The organism is [Flexibacter] sp. ATCC 35208 (genome assembly GCF_001975825.1).
Taxonomy (GTDB): Bacteria; Bacteroidota; Bacteroidia; order Chitinophagales; family Chitinophagaceae; genus Chitinophaga.
The window spans coordinates 46,497-64,731 of record NZ_MTKN01000029.1; the positions used below are offsets into that span (position 1 = coordinate 46,497).

Here is an 18,235-nt window from a genome sequence, read left to right on the forward strand (position 1 = left end):
ATAGAAGGATACTTTTATTAATAATGCATCTCCAGGGAAATGTCTGTTTATAACCAACCCAGAAAACGGGTCATACAATTAATTTTCCTTGGCATGATCGTGTTGATCATAACAAGGCTTTTCTTTTTACAGGTTGTCGAGAAGAAATACTCCAAGCTGGCGGATGCGAATGCGGTACTCCGCAAAGTAGTTTACCCCAGCCGTGGTATTATCTTCGATCGCAAAGGTCGGAGTATCCTCAGCAATGATGTTATGTACGACCTGGTCGTAACACCTATCAATGTCAAAAATATTGATACGGCTTACATGTGCCAGATCCTGAATATTACTAATGAAGAATTCAGAAAACGCATCACTGCCTCCATCCTCAAGAATGGTAGCCGCCGTGTATCTGTTTTTGCTCCCCTGCTCGCTCCGGATATGTTCGGTAAGCTGCAGGAAAGCATGTATATGTTCCAGCCCGGATTTGAACTGGTGCCCAGACAGATCCGTTCTTATCCTTTTGCCGCTGCTGCAAATATCTTAGGGTATATTGGTGAAATCTCCCCTCAGATGATGCAACGCCCGCAATACAGCGATTATAACCAGGGTGACTACCTGGGTATGACCGGCCTGGAAAGAACTTACGAAGAAGTGCTGATGGGGCAACGTGGTATCCAATACCTGGTAAAGGATAACCTGAACCGTCCACAGGGTCCTTATGAACATGGGGAGTTCGATACCGCCGCTATTGCAGGTAAGAACCTCCGCCTCTCTTTAGATGTTGATCTGCAGGTACTCGGTGAGCACCTGATGCGTAATAAAATAGGTAGTGTGGTAGCAATCGATCCACAGACAGGTGGTATCCTCTCTATGGTGAGTGCACCTACCTACGACCCGAATCTGCTGACAGGTTCTTTCAGAGCACGCAACTTTAGCCGTCTCTTTACTGATACGACCAAACCACTCTTTAACCGTGCTATTCAGGCAGGTTATCCACCGGGATCCTCTATGAAACCGCTGACAGCCCTGATCGCACTGGATGAAGGTGTAATTACACCAAGTTATGGTTTCCCCTGCTTTGGTGCATATACCTATTGCGGTCGCCCGATTGCCTGTACCCACCACAACCCGGGGCACGCAGCGAACCTGCGACTGGCTATTGCCAACTCCTGTAATGCTTACTTTGTACACCTTTACAGGCTGGAAGTGGATGCGCCTAAATGGGGTGGTGTAAAAAAAGGACATCAGAAGTGGCATGATTATATCTCCTCCTTCGGTCTCGGTCACAGACTGGGTGTAGATATTCCGAGCGAATCAGGTGGTAAAGCCATCGATACCACAGGTATGAATAAATTGTATCGTGGTCAGTGGAACTCCTGTTCCGAACTATATGTAGGTATGGGGCAGGGCCAGGTAGTCGCTACGCCCATGCAGATGGCGAATGCCATGTGTATCATTGCCAACCATGGTTCTTACTATATACCTCACTTTGTGAGCAGTATAGACAATGACAACACCAATTTGCTGGCTAAATACAAAGAAAAACACGTGGTAGCACACGTATCAGATACATCTTACCGTTCAGTAATCTATGGTATGGAGGATGTGGTGGAAAAAGGTACTGGTATGATTGCCCGTATCGACAACATCATTGTGTGTGGTAAAACAGGTACTGCAGAGAACAATGCTATTGTAAACGGTAAGCTCACCAAACTGAAAAACCACTCTGTGTTCGTAGCTTTTGCGCCGAGAGACAATCCTAAAATTGCGATAGCCGTAATCGTGGAAAATGCAGGCTTTGGTTCCACCTATGCTGCACCTATCGCCAGCTTAATGATTGAGAAATACCTGAATGATACCATATCAATAAAACGCAAACCACAGATGACGAAAACATTGAACGATGCGACCATCGATCCTGTGGTAAGAGAGAAATCCAAGCTGGATTCCCTGAACGGAGCTTCGGCTAAAATGACGACAGAACAAATACTTAAACTCTATTTCCCGAATAACTAATGATAAACCGCCGGCAGCAATTAAAGCTTACAGAAGGTATTGACTGGCCTATAATGGGTCTGTATCTGGCACTGGTGTTCGTTGGCCTGTTATCGATCTTTGCTGCAGAGTACAGAGAGGGCGATAATATCTGGAACGATATCATTCACCTGAATAAAAACTATTCCCGCCAGATTATGTGGCTGGGTGTATCGGCCGTATTGGCTACCATCATCTGGCTCACGGATAGTAAGTTCTTTACAGCTACTGCCAACCTGCTCTATGCAGGTGGTATATTACTATTGCTGTTGGTAATAGCTATCGGTAAGGATGTAAAAGGTTCACACTCATGGCTGGTGATAGGAGGCTTTCAGTTCCAGCCCGCAGAGTTGACGAAACTATGTACCAACCTGGCCTTAGCGAAATACCTCTCTTCATTGGAAACGGATTTTACCAAGCTACGGGCGCGGTTGATTGCCGCTTCATTGGCATTGATTCCCTGCGCCATCATCATCTTGCAGGATGAAACGGGTTTGGCGCTGGTGTATTTCTCTTTCTTCCTGGTGATGTATAGAGAAGGGTTGCCTGCGGTATTGCTGGTAATTGCGTTCTCAGGGATTGTGCTGGTATTGTCGGCCTTATTGGTGGATAAGAACATTCTCTTCTACATATTTACTGGTATTACAGCGCTTGTCATTTATTTCATGCGCAGGGATATCAAAAGACATCGTTCCAAACTGGCGCTGATCGTAGGTATCTATGCTTTCTGTTCGGTGTTTGTGATGTTCATCGTTCCTTTTGCTTTTACCAAGGTGCTGAAAGATTACCAGGTAAAGCGTATCAACGTAATGCTGGGTAAAGAGAACGATCCGAAAGCGACTTACAATACCCGGCAGAGTATGATTGCCATCGGTTCCGGTGGTGTGATCGGTAAGGGGTATCTGAAAGGAACACAAACAAGATATGACTTCGTACCGGAACAGAGTACTGACTTCATCTTCTGTACAGTGGGAGAAGACTTTGGTTTCCTGGGCTCTATCATATTTGTAGGGCTATATGTCGCCCTGCTCTTACGGATTATATTTGTCGCGGAGCGACAGCGATCGACGTTTAGCAGGGTGTATGCATATGGGGTCGCGAGCATCATCTTCTTCCATATGGCCATCAATATATCGATGACGATAGGTCTGGCACCGGTAATTGGTATTCCATTGCCGTTAGTGAGTTATGGTGGTTCGTCGTTGATGACATTTACGATGTTGATATTTATAATGTTGAGACTGGATGCTGACAGGCAGATGGTATTAAGATAATGGCCCGTCCACAAAAAAGAACGCTCCCGCCTATGGCAGGAGCGTTCTTTTTTTATTTTGTACCTTTGCATACGCACTTTGGCACTAGAAACTATGGCACGTATTATTCCATTATCAGAAGGGTCTTTCACTGTAGATGCTACAAAACAGTTCGTACCTTATAATCCATCAGTAGATACCATGCAGCAAAGAACTGGTGGTTCCTTACTGGTAGAAATTCAACCTTTCCTTGTGATCACGAATCAGGATTTCATCCTCTTCGACACAGGACTGGGGCTCCGCAACAAAGATGGGGTACTGCAAATTCATCAGCATCTGATTGATAATGGTGTGAACCCCATGGAAATCACCAAAGTACTGATGAGTCACCTGCACAAAGATCACTCCGGTGGCGTTTCTGCAGAAGATCCCATCACCGGTCAGCGGCAGCTCACATTCCCACATGCTACCTATTATGTAAACAGGCAGGAATTCCAGTATGCGCTTGAGAATGACGGCAAATCATACCTCGGCAGTGATATCTCCCTGCTTCAGAATTATGATAATGTAGTCTTCACAGAAGGTGATGGTACCATCGACGATTATATTAGTTACTGGGTAACCGGCGGTCACTGCCCTTACCACCAGGTATTTCTTATCAACGACGAAGATGGTAAGGTCTTTTTTGGTGGTGACGAAGCGCCTCAAATGTCCTTCATGATCCGTCGCTTTGCAGCAAAGTATGATTACGATGGCAAGCGTGGTTTAGAACTCCGTGAGCAGTTCAAACAGCGGGGCGCAGAAGAGGATTGGACGTTTCTTTATTATCATGATACAAAGACGCCATTTAATAAATTTCCAAATAAGCATAAGTAAAAGGAAAGCCNNGGCTTTCCTTTTACTTATGCCTTGTATAACATCTAGCGTTATCAGTTTCTAAATCTGCGGGGGCCTGGTCCACCCACATTTCTCAATTGTCTTTCTTTCAGCTGCTGCAACAATACTTTCCTGAATTCTCTTTCTGACCTGAACACCGACCCTGCTTTATTTGCTGGCAGTACTTTCTGAAATTCCTTATCGTAATGGTTTTTGATATCCAGCATACGCTGGTCATATTTTAATTCCTGATCCGGCGCACTGTTTCTTGCTTCAGTTTTATTTTCTTTAGCAGGGGTAGCACGGTTATTTCTTTCTGCGATCAGGATCTCTACTTCTTTGGTATACTGGTTATACACCGGCCAGAACTTCTGGGCTTCGTCTGGTGTAAGGTCGAGCTTTTGAGCCAGGTAAGCTATTTCCGCCGCCCGGATCTTGCTATTTATCTCAGCATCGCTGCCGCCACTTTGTGCCATACCCGGTGAGGGTCGACACAGAAGAGAAGTGATAAACAGTAAGCACAGTATGTAAAAATGTTTCATTTAATTTTTAATTGGACTTTCTTCTTTTAAAGAACCGGTGTTTTCCAGATAGCTTTCGATGTCTTCGGTAGACAATCCACCCGGTAATGGTGAATTTTCTGTCGTCGTTTTAGTAGTCGCTGCGGTTGTTACTCCCATGAGGTCTTCTTTATCAAAAGCATCCATGTGATTTTGCAGGTACTCCAAAATTTCCTGATCACTTACATCTGATAAGCTGGCTTCGGCCAGGTTAATAACTGCCTTAGTAGCCGGATGTTGGGTGTTGCGCATATAGAACAAACTGCTGGTACCTACGAGTGCAATCATACAGGCGGCGGCCGCCCATTTGTAGAACTGCATTCTGCGTGGGCGCATGTTCACCACTTTGGCCGGTGCCTGTACAATAGTGCCTACCTGCGTATCCAGCTGGTCAAAGTAACCGGCTGGTACAGAGAAAGGCATTGCTTTTGGCAGGGAAGCCAGTAATGGAGAGATGTCAGCCAGTTCATCTGCTACTTCCTCATTTCTTACCTTTTGCATAACCTGGGCAGATAGCTGCTCAAAGTAATCTGCAGGCATAGAGAAAGGCGTGTGTCTGGTCAGCTCGGCAAAAGGAGATACACTTTCTGCTTCCTGGATCTGCAGGAGTAATTGGGCAGGGAACTGCTCTAAGTACCCTTCAGGCAGGGAGAAAGGCATTGCTTTTGGCAGGGTAGCCATTAATGGAGAGATAGCTGCCAGCTCAGTAGCGGCTTCTTCCATCTGAATTCTTTGCATCACCTGTGAGGATAGTTGCCCGAAGTATCCGTTTGGAGGAGGGGTAAGAGGAGATATCCGGGATATACCGGTCAATTCCGGGGCCAGCTCTTCGTTTACGAGTGCAATTATCCTTTGGTGTAGTTGCTCAAAATATCCTTTTGGTGGAGCAGAGAAAGGTACGTTCCGGGAAATACCCGTTAGCGCCGGTTCCTGCTCTTCATTTACATGTGCAAGAATTTGTTGTGACAGTTGCTCAAAATACCCTGCAGGCGGAGCGGTGAAAGGTAATTCTCTTGAAATACCAACCAGTTCGGGCTCCTGCTCTTCATTTACAATTGCAAGTATCTGTTGGGATAGTTGCTCAAAATACCCGTTAGGCGGAGGGGTAAAAGGTAATTTCCGGGATACACCCGATAATTCCGGCTCCTGGATACGTGTAATGATTGACTGAGGTAACTGACCAAAATAACCGGATGGCACAGTCATCGGGAACGTTTTTGGTGCAGCAGCCAGCATGAGGGAGAGGCTTTGCAGCTCTTCCATCACATCCCCCTGACGCACTTTTCCAAGGATCATTGCTGGCAGGGACTCAAAGTAGCCCACCGGAACCCCTGACAGGGGCGCCTTTTGTGGCCATTGAGCGCCAGGAATAAGCTCCTGAAGTTCGTTCGCAATATCGTTGCCTTTGGGTATCATCTCGGTATTTAGACGGCAAAAGATATGAATAGTTTAAAGACTGAAACGTTTCGTCTTCAAATATTTCAATTTCATCTCATAATTTAAGGATTTCACCCCAAAAATTAGCAAATGTCGCAATATTAGCTGTTCTTGATAAATTCTTCTATTTTTTTTACGGCGTGGTGGTAAGATGCTTTCAGTGCACCTTCTGAGGTATCCAGCACACGGCTCATTTCTTCATAGGGCATTTCGTCATAGTATCGCAGGTTAAATACGATCCTTTGTTTTTCGGGTAATCCCAGAATTGCTCTCTGCAGTTTCCATTCCAATTTATTCGCGTCAAACTGACTATCAGCTTTAAGCGTATTGCTAAGTCCTGTTTCCACGTCGGACAGGGAGACGGAGGTATTTTTCTTTTGTTTTTCCAGGAATGTCAGGCATTCGTTGGTGGCTATCTTATATAACCATGTATATAACTGGGCGTCTTCACGAAAGCCTTCCAGGTTCTTCCAAACTTTTACAAATATGTTTTGCAATACGTCGTTCGCGTCGTCATGATCCAGCACCAACCGCCTTACATGCCAATATAAGCGCTCCTGATATTTCTGAATGATATACGTAAATCCCTTCTCCCTTGTGGCAGGATCTCTGTACAAACTCAGCAATGTCTTATCATCCTGAATGATGGCCATACAAAGGTTAAATGGTTAAAGACTGGAATTTAATTAAAAACCATCTATTAAGACGTTTTTTTTACTGTAAAGTTTAATATTGATAAGAGATAAAAATATAGGCTGACCATGTTATAGTCAGCCTACAGTCCAATAAAAAGTTGATGAATATCTCTTATTTAGCCTTCTTTCTGGCAATTGCTTTTTCAGCAGCAGCCACGATATGATCTGCATCCAGGCCATATTTCTTCAGCAGGTCTAAAGGTTTACCGCTTTCACCGAAGGTGTCTTCAGTACCTACATATTCGATAGGTACGACATGGTTACGTGCAGCTACCTGTGCGATGCTGTCGCCCAGACCACCGAGTACGTTGTGTTCTTCGGCAGTTACCGCACAACCGGTTTTTTTGATAGAAGCCAGTACAGCTGCTTCGTCCAGTGGCTTGATCGTGTGGATATTGATGATTTCCACGCTATAGCCTCTTTCTTCCAGTATCTTACCCGCTTCGATAGAGAGCCATACCATGTGACCACAAGCGAAGAGGGTTACGTCAGTACCTTCGTGCAGGATCTGCGCTTTACCTACTTCAAAAGTCTGATCTTCTGCAGTGAAGTTAGGCCATTTTGGACGGCCGAAACGCAGGTACACAGGACCTTCATATTCTGCAATCGCAATAGTGGCAGCTTTGGTCTGATTGAAATCGCAAGGTACGATCACTGTCATACCAGGCAGCATTTTCATCATTCCTATATCTTCGAGGATCTGGTGAGTAGCACCATCTTCACCCAGGGTTAAACCTGCGTGTGATGCACAGATCTTCACATTTTTGTCAGAATAAGCAACGGACTGACGGATCTGATCGTATACGCGTCCGGTTGAAAAGTTTGCAAACGTGGTAGTATAAGGGATTTTACCGCCAATAGTCATACCAGCAGCGATACCTATCATGTTGGCTTCTGCAATACCGACTTGTACAAAACGATCCGGAAACTCCTTGATAAAGGCGTTCAGTTTCATAGAGCCCAGCAGATCGGCAGTCAGCGCCACTACATTTGGATTTCTACGACCTGCTTCCAGGATTCCTTCTCCAAATCCTGCGCGGGTTTCCTTCTCATTTAATGGTTTTATATCTTTTACCATAGCCTTTGTTATAAGTATTTCGCCTCTAAAGTAATAAAAAAGATGAGCATGTTATAGCTCTGTACTATTTTAAAAAAGTTTCATCCGCCTAAGGCGGATGAAACTTTAATTATTTAAAACCCTGTCTCTCAGCGCTACTTCCCACTGCCATGCAGTCCTCATCATATCCTCAATGCCTGTTTTAGGCTCCCATCCCAGCAGGGACTTAGCTTTTGTATTATTCGCATAAATCGCAATTACATCTCCCGGACGACCTGGGCCCAGTTCGTAATTCAGCTTCACGCCTGAGATCTTTTCAAATGCCTTGATAGCTTCCAGTACGGTTACACCATTACCGGTACCCAGGTTGAAAACCTCGCAATTCGCCTTATTTTTCTTGTCGATCAGGTATTGCAATGCCCTGGTATGAGCGTTTGCGATATCCATTACATATATATAGTCACGGATACAGCTACCATCGCGGGTATCATAATCATGACCAAATACAGTCAGCTTAGGAATTTTGCCAATTGCTGTCTGGGTGATCACAGGCACCAGGTTATCTGGTCTACCCAGTGGCAGTTCACCGATCAGGGCAGAAGGGTGTGCACCAACCGGGTTAAAATAACGGAGCAGGATAGACTGTGTGCTGTTTACACGGCTATAGTCTTCAATAATCTGTTCCCCCATTTGTTTGGTACGTGCATATGGTGATTGTGCTTCTCCCAGCGGGGTTTCTTCTACTACTGGCAGGGCGTTGGTATTACCATACACAGAGCAGGAAGAAGAGAACACCATATTAGGAATGTTGAATTCCTTTACACATTTCAGTACATTAGTCAGTGAAGTGAGGTTGTTGTGGAAATATAACAGGGGCTCTGACACTGATTCTGGTACTGTTTTCAGGGCTGCGAAGTGAATGACACCTATGATGTCACGGTTTTCGTGGAATACGGCGTGGGTATCTTCCAGGTTGCAGAGGTCAACTTTGTAATTGCGGACCTTTTTACCTGTGATTTTTTCTACGCCTTCCAGCAATTGTGTACTACTACGGATATTGCTGTCTACAGAGACTACGTCAAATCCATTATTTATCAGATCTACGATAGTATGAGAGCCAATATAGCCACAACCGCCGGTAACAAGAACCTTCATATGATTTGTTTTTTAGAGTTGGTATCAAAGTAACAAAAAGCGAATTACGAATTTATGTCGTAAATACCATATTCTCAAAATATTGGTCAGCCAGGAACAGCTTATCACAAAAAATCGCTTCTACCCTGGCGGCAAAAGCGATTTTTTGGTGTATGGATCTCAATATTATTGTTTCAGCAATGACTCCAGGTAGTTGCCATAACCGCTCTTCAGCAGTGGAGCCGCCAGTTTGTGTAACTGATCTATGTCAATGAATCCCTGTCTGAAAGCGATTTCTTCGATACAGGCGATCTTGATCCCCTGCCGCTGTTCTATCACCTGTACGAACTGGGAAGCCTGCATCATGGAGTCGAAGGTACCCGTATCCAGCCATGCGGTACCGCGTGGTAAGATAGATACTTTCAGTCTGCCAGCCTCCAGGTAGGCTTTGTTTACATCGGTGATCTCGTATTCACCACGTGCACTTGGTTTCAGGTTAGCAGCAATCTCCACCACAGTATTGTCATAAAAGTACAAACCAGGTACGGCATAGTTGCTCTTGGGCTTAGCAGGTTTCTCTTCGATAGATACCGCCTTCATTTTGCCATCGAACTCCACTACACCATATCTTTCCGGATCTGATACCTGGTAGGCATATACGATACCTCCCTGTGGATTCACATTGTTGGCCAGCTGTGTACCAAGACCTGCGCCATAAAATATATTATCTCCCAATACCAGGGCGACATTGTCATTCCCGATGAAGTCTTTGCCAATCACAAATGCCTGTGCCAGACCATTTGGTTCCGGTTGTTCAGCATAAGAAATATCCAGTCCCAACTGCTTGCCGTCGTTAAAGAGCCGCTTGAAAGCAGGCAGGTCATGAGGCGTTGAAATAATCAGGATCTCTCTGATACCAGCCAACATCAGCGTAGACAGTGGATAGTAGATCATCGGTTTATCATACACCGGCATGATCTGCTTACTGATAGCATAAGTAATGGGGTGTAAACGCGTGCCGGAGCCCCCGGCTAAGATAATACCTTTCATTGTGGTTTATTATATGATAAACAATTATCAATACACCATTACAATAATGGCCTCATTGATGTAATAGGATACTGGGTTTTCCAAAAGCCTTACAAAAATAGGTGGATGGGGGGGAAAAAAAAGCGGCATCGGGAAAAATATCAATAAAAAAAGCCGGCGTGAGTATAACTTCCGTATTACTCACGCCGGCTGGCTATATAGATCCTAAGATCGTTTAAATAAAGAGATTCACGATAAAATACACGGCAGCAGCCAGTAAAGCACTGATCGGAATAGTCAGGATCCATGCCCAAAGCAGGCTCACTGTTACCCCCCAGCGTACTGCTGAAAGACGTTTGGTAGCACCTACCCCGATAATAGAACCGGTAATTGTGTGTGTGGTACTTACAGGAATGGCCAGTGCTTCAGTAAGGTAAAGCGTAATGGCGCCTGCGGTTTCAGCGGCTACACCTTCCAGCGGAGTCACTTTGGTAATGCGGGACCCCATTGTCTTTACAATTTTCCAGCCACCACTCATGGTACCTAAACCAATTGCAGCGAAACACGAGAACGGTACCCAGTTCGGTATATGCATGAGGTCAGGGATAATACCATGTGCTACCAGGGCAGCAGCGATGATACCCATTACCTTTTGAGCATCATTACCACCATGGGCAAGGCTCAGGGCACCAGAAGATACCAGCTGAAGGCGTTTGAACCAGCTTTCTGCCCTATATGGGTTTGCCTTGCGACAAACATTCATAATTATGATCGTGATCACAAAGGCGACGGCCATCCCTATAAAGGGCGCCAGCACAATGAAGTAAATGATAGGCATTACCTTACCATAGTTGATCACGTCAAAGTTACCATGAGCAGCAGCAACGGCAGAGCCAATAAAGCCACCAATCAGGGTATGGGAAGAACTGGATGGAATACCATACCACCAGGTCAGCAGGTTCCATACAATCGCCGCTACCAGTCCGGAGAAGATCACTTTCAGGGTGATAAACTGCTCAAATACTGATTTAGCAATGGTATTACCTACCTTAAATTCCCCGTAAACGTACTTTGAGATAAAAAAAGCAGCAAAGTTGAATATAGCAGCCCACAATACGGCTTGAAACGGAGTCAGCACTTTTGTGGAAACGATTGTAGCTATAGAGTTGGCAGCATCATGAAACCCGTTGATAAAGTCAAAGATGAACGCCAGTATAATAATTGTGACAAGTAAGGCCATTAGAATACAGTTTGCATTGAGCCATTAAGGACCGGGCGACTATGCATATTTAATAATGATAGATTCGATCACGTTGGCGCAGTCTTCGCATTTATCGGTAGCGATTTCCAGTGCCTGATACAATTCACGCATTTTCAGCAGCTCGCCTGCATTGTTGGATTCTTTCTCGAACAGGTCAGCGATGGCCATATCATAGATATCATCAGCATGGTTTTCCAGGCTGTTGATCCTTACACAGGCATCTGTGATATTACGCATGTTAGACATGGTTCTCAGTTCAGGGATCGCCTTGTGCAACTCTACGCAACCCTGGTAGATCAGGTCTGCCAGTTTACGAACGCTATCGCTGATTTCTACCACTTTATACAGATCTAAACGTTTGGCAGAGCCATGAATATAATCTGCTACGTCATCCAGCGTAGATGCCAGGTGGTGAATATCTTCACGGTCAAAAGGGGTGATGAAGTTCTGGCCCAGTTCTACGAATATGCGATGGGTAAAATCGTCGTTCTTATGCTCCAGTCTTTCGATCAGGTGCGTCTTATCCTTTCTTACAGCAGGGTCTGTAGAATTTACCAGTTCTATCAATACTTTTCCCATTTCCACCAGATTGGCAGCTACATCCTCAAATAATGAATAGAATACCCTGTCCTTAGGAATAAACAATTTAACAAAGGAATTAAAGCCTCCCATACGCTATATAGTTTGAATTTGGCGCAAAAATAGCTCTCCGCAACCAATACCTCCAAGAAATAATTTTTCTTAATGATTCCTTAACACTGTATTAATATAAAAGTAATATAGCAATTTTTTCTTTGTATTGTTAAAACCTGCAGTGTACGAGCCTGGTTTTCAAGGATGATTTTATCCGGAAAAGGCCCAGCGCAGGGGCAAAATACACCTACAGCGAGCGAACACTATTTATCACCATTAGAAACAACGAATCCGGCTTTCCGGTTCACCAGCGTAAACAATGTCCGATAAACGCCCACTTGATATAGTCGTTATTTCCGATGTACATCTCGGAATATACGGCTGTCACGCAAAAGAGCTTGTCCAATACCTAGATAGCATCGATCCTAAGATACTGATTCTCAATGGAGATATTATCGACATCTGGCAGTTCAGCAAACGCTACTTCCCAAAAGCGCATACCAAGGTGATCCGCAGAATCCTGAAAATGACAGGAAAGGGAACGGATGTATATTATCTGACCGGCAACCACGACGAAGCCCTCCGCAAATTTGCCGGGTTCGGTTTGGGTAACCTCACTATCGATAATAAACTCATCCTGGACGTAGACGGCAAAAAACACTGGTTCTTTCATGGAGACGTATATGATATAACCATGAAAAACTCCAAGTGGCTTGCAAAACTGGGGGGCAAAGGCTATGACCTGCTCATTATTCTCAACCGCCTGGTGAACAATATCCTGGAAAGCATGGGAAGGGAAAAGATGAGCTTTTCCAAAAAGGTGAAACATGGGGTGAAACAAGCAGTGAAATTCATCTCCGACTTTGAACAGATCGTAGCTGAAATCGCTGTAGACAAAGGATTTGATGTAGTAGCCTGTGGGCATATCCACCAGCCAATCATTAAGGAAATGGTACATAACGGTAAGACGGTAACGTACCTGAACTCCGGCGACTGGGTGGAAAGCCTCACTTCTCTCGAATATGTAAATAAAGAATGGACCCTCTACCAATACCCTGTAACGAAAACAAAAGTAGTACTGCCGGAAGAGGAAGAAGATCAGCAGATATGGGGGGATATTGATTTGTCGAAAGCAGTGACTTTCCCTAATTCATAATATTGGTATTTCTGATTCCTGCTATTTCAGCCGGCCCGCAGGCCTGCCCCAAACCAATCCGTTTCCGCTAAAAGTGGAAATGGATTGGTTTGAAGTGTAAATGCAAGGTTATATATGTTATACTTTAACATATATTTATGATTAGATAACACCCCCTTAATATTCACTTAATACACACGAACTAAGTTTGCAAACAAATTCAGTAAGACTGGAAATAATAATCCAAACGTGAAATGAAAGTATTGAAGTTACATCCTTTAATGACAGTATCCCTTTTGCAGATGCAGTTCCAACGATTACTCTCGTGTAACATTGCAGTATACATGCGGAACTCCCCGGCTAATGCTTTTGATACCTTGCAGGAAGCAGGCTTTCTGGAAAATATGCTCATTGAATACCCCATCGACGAAACCCTGAGCCTTCGTGAATTCGAAGAAGAACTGGAAGACAGATTCAACTTTACCCTCGAACTCTGTAACAAAGACAACAAACCGTTTACAAACAAAAGCATGCACCTGTTTCAACTGATCAAAGGTCTCAGTGATATTGCAAAGACAGGCTTTGCTAACGGTAACGAATATAACATTCAGCTCGAAAGATTAATAAACCAGCATAATAATAGCAGACAAGGACCACAGCCGTTCTCCTGTTAATTATTATATTGCACTATGTAAACCTTATATTCCTATACCTACAACGTACCTACGTAAACTGTTAACATTCTGGTAACGCTCCCTTAACACTGCGGTTATATATCCCCTATACTTTTGCGGTACTATCAATCTATCACGAACGAACATTTCTACTGTGAAGCAACTTTTAGAGTCCGCACTCTTATGTGTCTGTATACTTTTGTGCGCTATATTGCCATCTTTTGCATTCGATAATGGAAGAATCACTGGAAAGGTAACTGACCAGAAAACCGGGGAGCCGTTAATTGGCGTAACCGTATTAATCCAGGGGACTACCCAGGGCACGGTAACTGATGTAACGGGGAACTATACTTTGAATATTGCACCTGGTACCTATACACTCGAGTTCAAATACATGGGGTATCAGACTAAAGCAGTCACTGAAGTGATTGTAAAAGGTAGTAATGCTACCAGTCTGCCCGTGATCATGGACGAACCTACTTCCAAAAACCTGGCAGAAGTAGTGATCAAAGGCTCTTTCAAGCAGGAAACAATCAACGCATTATATACTCAGCAGAAAAATAACGCCGCTGTATCAGATGGTATCTCTGCCGATGTAATTAAGAAATCGCCGGATCGCAGTACTGGCGAAGTACTGAAGCGTGTAAGCGGTACTACTATCCAGGATAATAAGTTCGTAATCGTACGAGGTCTGAGTGATCGTTACAATGTAGCGCTGGTGGACAATGCCAACCTGCCAAGTACAGAACCTAACCGTAAGGCGTTCTCATTCGATATCATTCCTGCGAATATGATCGACAACATTGTTATCACCAAATCCGCTACACCTGAATTGCCTGGTGACTTTGCGGGTGGTGTGATCAATGTACAAACTAAAGAAATTCCTGAACAACAATTCTTCGATATCTCATTAGGAACCGGATTCAATACCGTTTCTACTTTCCAGCCTTTCAAAATGGGTTATAAAACAAGCACTGATATCTTAGGTTTTGATAATGGCGCACGTCAGTTGCCATCAGCTTTTCCATCTACTACAGCAATCGTGAACAACCAGCTGAGTGCTGCACAAACACGCGCTGCAGAGAAGTCGCTGAACAATGATTATCGTGTAAGAGAACGCAATGGCGCACCCGCCATCAACCTGCAGGGTAGCTGGGGAGATCATTGGGATACTAAGAAACATGGTAGCCTGGGTGTGATTGCAGGTGTGACTTATTCACACAATGAAACGGTGGCGAAAGACATGATCAGGCACTATGACAACTTCGATTATACTGACAATGTATATAAATACTCTTCTAACCTGGGTGCTGTAGCAAACGTAGGTTACACTACTGGCAAAAGCAAACTGGTATGGAGAAACATTTACAACAAGATCTTTGATGACAACTTCCTGTATAGAGAAGGTGACAATATCGGTAGCTCTAAGTATATCAACTACTATGCATTTGACCTGATTCAGAAATCACTGTTCAAAACATCCGTAGAAGGTGATCACCAGGTCGGACAGGGACAAAGTAAAGTAAACTGGTTATTGTCTTACAACAAAGTCACCAACAACCAGCCTGACCAGCGTAAAGTATCTTATGGCCGTGCCATTGATGATGCATCTGCTGTAATGGTAGCTGATATCGGATCGGTAGGTAAAGCCAACAGCCGCCTGTTTTCTGATCTGGATGAAAACATCTATATCGCCAGTGCAAACTATTCACATCCTTTCCGCTTCCTTGACAACAAGAGCCTGTTCAAAGCAGGTGTATTAGGGCAGTACCGTTCCAGAGATTTTCATGCCCGCTATATTGGTATGAAACTGGATCCCACTAAAGATGGTGGCGATGTAGTCGCACAACGTCCAATCAGCACCTTGTTTGGTGATGATGTGATCGATCAGGATTTCTATGACCTGAATGATATCACCTCTACAGCAGATGAATACAGGGCGACGACACTGACTACAGCAGGATATGCACAACTCGATAACCGTCTTTCTGATAAGATCCGTATCGTATGGGGTGTGCGTGTAGAGTCCTACACCATGAAGTTGAAATCACCAATCAATAACGCATCTATTAACCTGGACAATAACTGGTTGGATGTATTGCCTTCAGCAAACATTACTTATGCACTGAATGAGCGTTCCAACCTGCGTGGTTCTTATTACAGAACAGTAGCAAGACCAGAGCTGCGTGAGATTGCGCCATTAGCATATTACGACTATGAGATGTCTTCACTCATCAATGGTAATATCAACCTGAAGCGCAGTCAGATTGATAACGCGGACCTGCGTTATGAAATCTTCCCTGCAGCAGGTGAAGTCGTGTCAGGATCTGTGTTCTACAAATACTTCAATAACCCAATAGAAAGCAGGGTAACATCTTCTGGTCTGAGCCAGTATGATGTAACGCCTTATAACTATCCGAATGCATACAATGTAGGTGTGGAAGTAGAAGTGCGAAAGAAACTGGGATTCATAGCACCGCATAGCTTCCTGGACAATGTGACTTTCTATGCGAACGTAGCCTATATCAAATCTGTAGTATCTGACAATACAACTACTACTGCGAAAGACAGACCATTATCCGGTCAATCTAATTACGTAGTAAATACAAGTCTTGGTTATGCACTGCCTAATGATAAGCTGAGCTTTAACCTGCTGTATAACAGAATCGGTCAGCGTCTATACCTGGTAGGTGAAGGTGGTGGCGCAGATGGTTCAGGCAGACTTGGTAACATCTACGAAAGCCCAAGAAACCTGCTGGACTTCCAGGCTAACCTGAATGTGAGCAAGCGTAGTGGGTTCCGTCTGAACATCAAAGACCTGTTAAATGCCCGTTATCAGTTCTACTATGACCAGAATGGTAACAACAAATTCGATAATCCTGTATATCAAAAAGGAAGCATCAACTCCGGCGAAGACTATCTGTTACAGCAGTATCGCCCTGGCACATCATTCACATTGACTTTTACATATCATTTATCAAAGTAGTTTAAATTTTTCTGAACCTAAACTCAATTAGACAATCCATGAAAAGGTATCTTTTAGGCTTGCTGGTACTGGCATCTTTGGGGGCAATGACCTCATGTAGCAAAGATGATGACAACACTACATCTACGACTGATTCTACGTACGTAACTCTCTCCGGAGACATCAAAGCAAATCAAACTTTATCTGCTGACAAAAAATACATGCTGAAGGGGTTTGTATATGTAATGAGCGGTGCAACCCTGACTATCGAACCTGGTACTATCATCGTGGGTGATAAAGCATCCAAAGGTACGCTGGTTGTAACCCGTGGTGGTAAAGTAAATGCAACAGGTACTGCTGCAAAACCAATCATTTTCACCTCTGCACAGGAAGTTGGTGCACGTCAGGATGGTGACTGGGGTGGTATTATCCTGCTGGGTAAAGCTCCAATCAACGCTACTGCTGGCGAAGCTAAGATCGAAGGTGGTCTGACAGCTACTAACGGTGGTGATGAAAAAACTTACATCTATTACGGTGGTACTGACGCTGCTGACAACTCTGGTGTACTGAAATATGTACGTATCGAGTTTGCAGGTGTTGCTTACTCTCCTGATAACGAAATCAACGGTCTGACTATGGGCGGTGTTGGTAGTGGTACTACTATCAGCTATGTACAGGTTTATCGTTCCGGTGATGACTCTTTCGAGTGGTTCGGTGGTACTGTAAATTGTGATCACCTGATTGCAACTTATACCTGGGATGATGATTTCGATACTGACAATGGTTTCTCTGGTCGTGTACAGTTCGGTCTGGCACAGCGTTACAGAACTATTGCTGACCAATCTGGTTCAAACGGTTTTGAGTCTGATAACGATGCGACAGGTTCTTCCAATACACCACAGACGAAAGCAGTTTTCTCTAACATGACTATCGTTGGTCCTGGTTCTACAGGTTCTATTAATGCTAACTATCAGCATGGTGTACAGATCCGTCGTAACTCATCTATGAGCCTGTACAACTCTCTGATCATCGGTTTCCCTTACGGTTTCTACCTGGATGACAGCAAAGTTGTATCTCACAAGACTTCTGCTAACGCTTCTGAAGGTAGCCTGGTATTCTCTCACAACATCATCGCTGGTAGCACTACAGCTGTAACCAAGAGCGAGTGGAGCTCTACCGACAATGCTGCATGGACTGCATGGTGGGCTACTACCAACACAACTGTGTTGACTAACGCTACTGATGTACTGCTGGCAAATCCTTACCTGTTCTCTGCTGGTGTTTCTTCTACTAACGTAGGTACACCTAGCTTCCTGCTGAAGACAGGTTCTCCTGCGCTGACAGGTGCTGATTTCACCAATCTGACTACCGGTTTCACTTCTACTACCTACATTGGTGCATTTGATGGTACTAATGACTGGACTACAGGTTGGACTACTGCAGGCGCAGAGACAACTGTATATTAATATTCTTACATAACAATTTTGAAAAACGCTTTAGCCTTTGGCTA

Annotated in this window: 15 protein-coding genes; 7 read left to right on the plus strand and 8 right to left on the minus strand. The window is 44.3% G+C overall.

What is annotated here, in order from left to right:
• The first annotated feature begins 39 nt into the window (after nt 1-39).
• From mrdA to BW716_RS18805, 3 genes are all read left to right on the plus strand, one after another.
• Nucleotides 40-1,998 carry a penicillin-binding protein 2 gene (gene mrdA / locus BW716_RS18795; RefSeq protein ID WP_083724798.1) on the plus strand — a complete coding sequence of 653 codons (1,959 nt, stop codon included), beginning with the start codon at nt 40-42 and terminating at the stop codon, nt 1,996-1,998.
• On the plus strand, nt 1,998-3,290 hold the full coding sequence (gene rodA / locus BW716_RS18800) for a rod shape-determining protein RodA (RefSeq protein WP_235643870.1): 1,293 nt from the start codon (nt 1,998-2,000) through the stop codon (nt 3,288-3,290). Before mrdA ends, rodA begins: the two co-directional genes overlap by 1 nt.
• A gap of 93 nt (nt 3,291-3,383) precedes the next feature.
• Nucleotides 3,384-4,145, plus strand: a complete 762-nt coding sequence (locus BW716_RS18805; protein WP_235643871.1) for an MBL fold metallo-hydrolase — start codon at nt 3,384-3,386, stop codon at nt 4,143-4,145.
• 53 nt (nt 4,146-4,198) lie between these two features.
• Here the strand turns inward: BW716_RS18805 and BW716_RS18810 are convergent, their stop codons facing one another.
• The 8 genes from BW716_RS18810 to BW716_RS18845 form a co-directional block, all read right to left on the minus strand.
• Entirely contained in the window at nt 4,199-4,621 is a 423-nt protein-coding gene (locus BW716_RS18810) for a hypothetical protein (protein ID WP_083724800.1), read from the minus strand.
• A 66-nt stretch (nt 4,622-4,687) separates the two neighbouring features.
• Nucleotides 4,688-6,121: a hypothetical protein gene (locus BW716_RS18815; protein ID WP_083724802.1), complete on the minus strand. Its 1,434-nt coding sequence runs from the start codon at nt 6,119-6,121 to the stop codon at nt 4,688-4,690.
• A 122-nt stretch (nt 6,122-6,243) separates the two neighbouring features.
• Nucleotides 6,244-6,795 carry an RNA polymerase sigma factor gene (locus BW716_RS18820; RefSeq protein ID WP_083724803.1) on the minus strand — a complete coding sequence of 184 codons (552 nt, stop codon included), beginning with the start codon at nt 6,793-6,795 and terminating at the stop codon, nt 6,244-6,246.
• A 154-nt stretch (nt 6,796-6,949) separates the two neighbouring features.
• Nucleotides 6,950-7,915, minus strand: coding sequence for a transketolase family protein (locus tag BW716_RS18825; protein WP_083724805.1), 966 nt, complete (start codon nt 7,913-7,915; stop codon nt 6,950-6,952).
• 105 nt (nt 7,916-8,020) lie between these two features.
• The gene (galE, locus tag BW716_RS18830; protein WP_083724807.1) at nt 8,021-9,049 is read right to left on the minus strand and encodes a UDP-glucose 4-epimerase GalE; all 1,029 of its coding nucleotides are present in this window, start codon (nt 9,047-9,049) and stop codon (nt 8,021-8,023) included.
• A gap of 165 nt (nt 9,050-9,214) precedes the next feature.
• Nucleotides 9,215-10,078, minus strand: a complete 864-nt coding sequence (rfbA, locus tag BW716_RS18835) for a glucose-1-phosphate thymidylyltransferase RfbA (RefSeq protein ID WP_083724809.1) — start codon at nt 10,076-10,078, stop codon at nt 9,215-9,217.
• 214 nt (nt 10,079-10,292) lie between these two features.
• On the minus strand, nt 10,293-11,297 hold the full coding sequence (locus BW716_RS18840) for an inorganic phosphate transporter (RefSeq protein ID WP_083724811.1): 1,005 nt from the start codon (nt 11,295-11,297) through the stop codon (nt 10,293-10,295).
• 39 nt (nt 11,298-11,336) lie between these two features.
• The gene (locus BW716_RS18845) at nt 11,337-11,990 is read right to left on the minus strand and encodes a DUF47 domain-containing protein (RefSeq protein ID WP_083724813.1); all 654 of its coding nucleotides are present in this window, start codon (nt 11,988-11,990) and stop codon (nt 11,337-11,339) included.
• Between the two features lie 280 nt (nt 11,991-12,270).
• On the opposite strand from BW716_RS18845, the gene BW716_RS18850 reads away from it, so the two are divergent.
• The 4 genes from BW716_RS18850 to BW716_RS18865 all read left to right on the plus strand — a co-directional run bounded on the left by BW716_RS18850 (nt 12,271) and on the right by BW716_RS18865 (nt 18,191).
• The gene (locus tag BW716_RS18850) at nt 12,271-13,107 is read left to right on the plus strand and encodes a UDP-2,3-diacylglucosamine diphosphatase (protein WP_083724815.1); all 837 of its coding nucleotides are present in this window, start codon (nt 12,271-12,273) and stop codon (nt 13,105-13,107) included.
• Between the two features lie 233 nt (nt 13,108-13,340).
• The gene (locus BW716_RS18855) at nt 13,341-13,760 is read left to right on the plus strand and encodes a hypothetical protein (protein ID WP_143708901.1); all 420 of its coding nucleotides are present in this window, start codon (nt 13,341-13,343) and stop codon (nt 13,758-13,760) included.
• Between the two features lie 154 nt (nt 13,761-13,914).
• Nucleotides 13,915-16,746 (plus strand): TonB-dependent receptor, encoded by a 2,832-nt coding sequence (locus BW716_RS18860; protein WP_083724819.1) that lies wholly within the window; start codon nt 13,915-13,917, stop codon nt 16,744-16,746.
• A gap of 38 nt (nt 16,747-16,784) precedes the next feature.
• Entirely contained in the window at nt 16,785-18,191 is a 1,407-nt protein-coding gene (locus tag BW716_RS18865; protein WP_083724821.1) for a hypothetical protein, read from the plus strand.
• Nucleotides 18,192-18,235 lie beyond the last annotated feature (44 nt).

Coding starts and splice junctions, on each gene's coding strand:
- mrdA (WP_083724798.1), top strand. CDS start 40: ATGTCTGTTTATAACCAACCCAGAAAACGGGTCATACAATTAATTTTC.
- rodA (WP_235643870.1), top strand. CDS start 1,998: ATGATAAACCGCCGGCAGCAATTAAAGCTTACAGAAGGTATTGACTGG.
- BW716_RS18805 (WP_235643871.1), top strand. CDS start 3,384: ATGGCACGTATTATTCCATTATCAGAAGGGTCTTTCACTGTAGATGCT.
- BW716_RS18810 (WP_083724800.1), bottom strand. CDS start 4,621: ATGGCACAAAGTGGCGGCAGCGATGCTGAGATAAATAGCAAGATCCGG.
- BW716_RS18815 (WP_083724802.1), bottom strand. CDS start 6,121: ATGATACCCAAAGGCAACGATATTGCGAACGAACTTCAGGAGCTTATT.
- BW716_RS18820 (WP_083724803.1), bottom strand. CDS start 6,795: ATGGCCATCATTCAGGATGATAAGACATTGCTGAGTTTGTACAGAGAT.
- BW716_RS18825 (WP_083724805.1), bottom strand. CDS start 7,915: ATGGTAAAAGATATAAAACCATTAAATGAGAAGGAAACCCGCGCAGGA.
- galE (WP_083724807.1), bottom strand. CDS start 9,049: ATGAAGGTTCTTGTTACCGGCGGTTGTGGCTATATTGGCTCTCATACT.
- rfbA (WP_083724809.1), bottom strand. CDS start 10,078: ATGAAAGGTATTATCTTAGCCGGGGGCTCCGGCACGCGTTTACACCCC.
- BW716_RS18840 (WP_083724811.1), bottom strand. CDS start 11,297: ATGGCCTTACTTGTCACAATTATTATACTGGCGTTCATCTTTGACTTT.
- BW716_RS18845 (WP_083724813.1), bottom strand. CDS start 11,990: ATGGGAGGCTTTAATTCCTTTGTTAAATTGTTTATTCCTAAGGACAGG.
- BW716_RS18850 (WP_083724815.1), top strand. CDS start 12,271: ATGTCCGATAAACGCCCACTTGATATAGTCGTTATTTCCGATGTACAT.
- BW716_RS18855 (WP_143708901.1), top strand. CDS start 13,341: ATGAAAGTATTGAAGTTACATCCTTTAATGACAGTATCCCTTTTGCAG.
- BW716_RS18865 (WP_083724821.1), top strand. CDS start 16,785: ATGAAAAGGTATCTTTTAGGCTTGCTGGTACTGGCATCTTTGGGGGCA.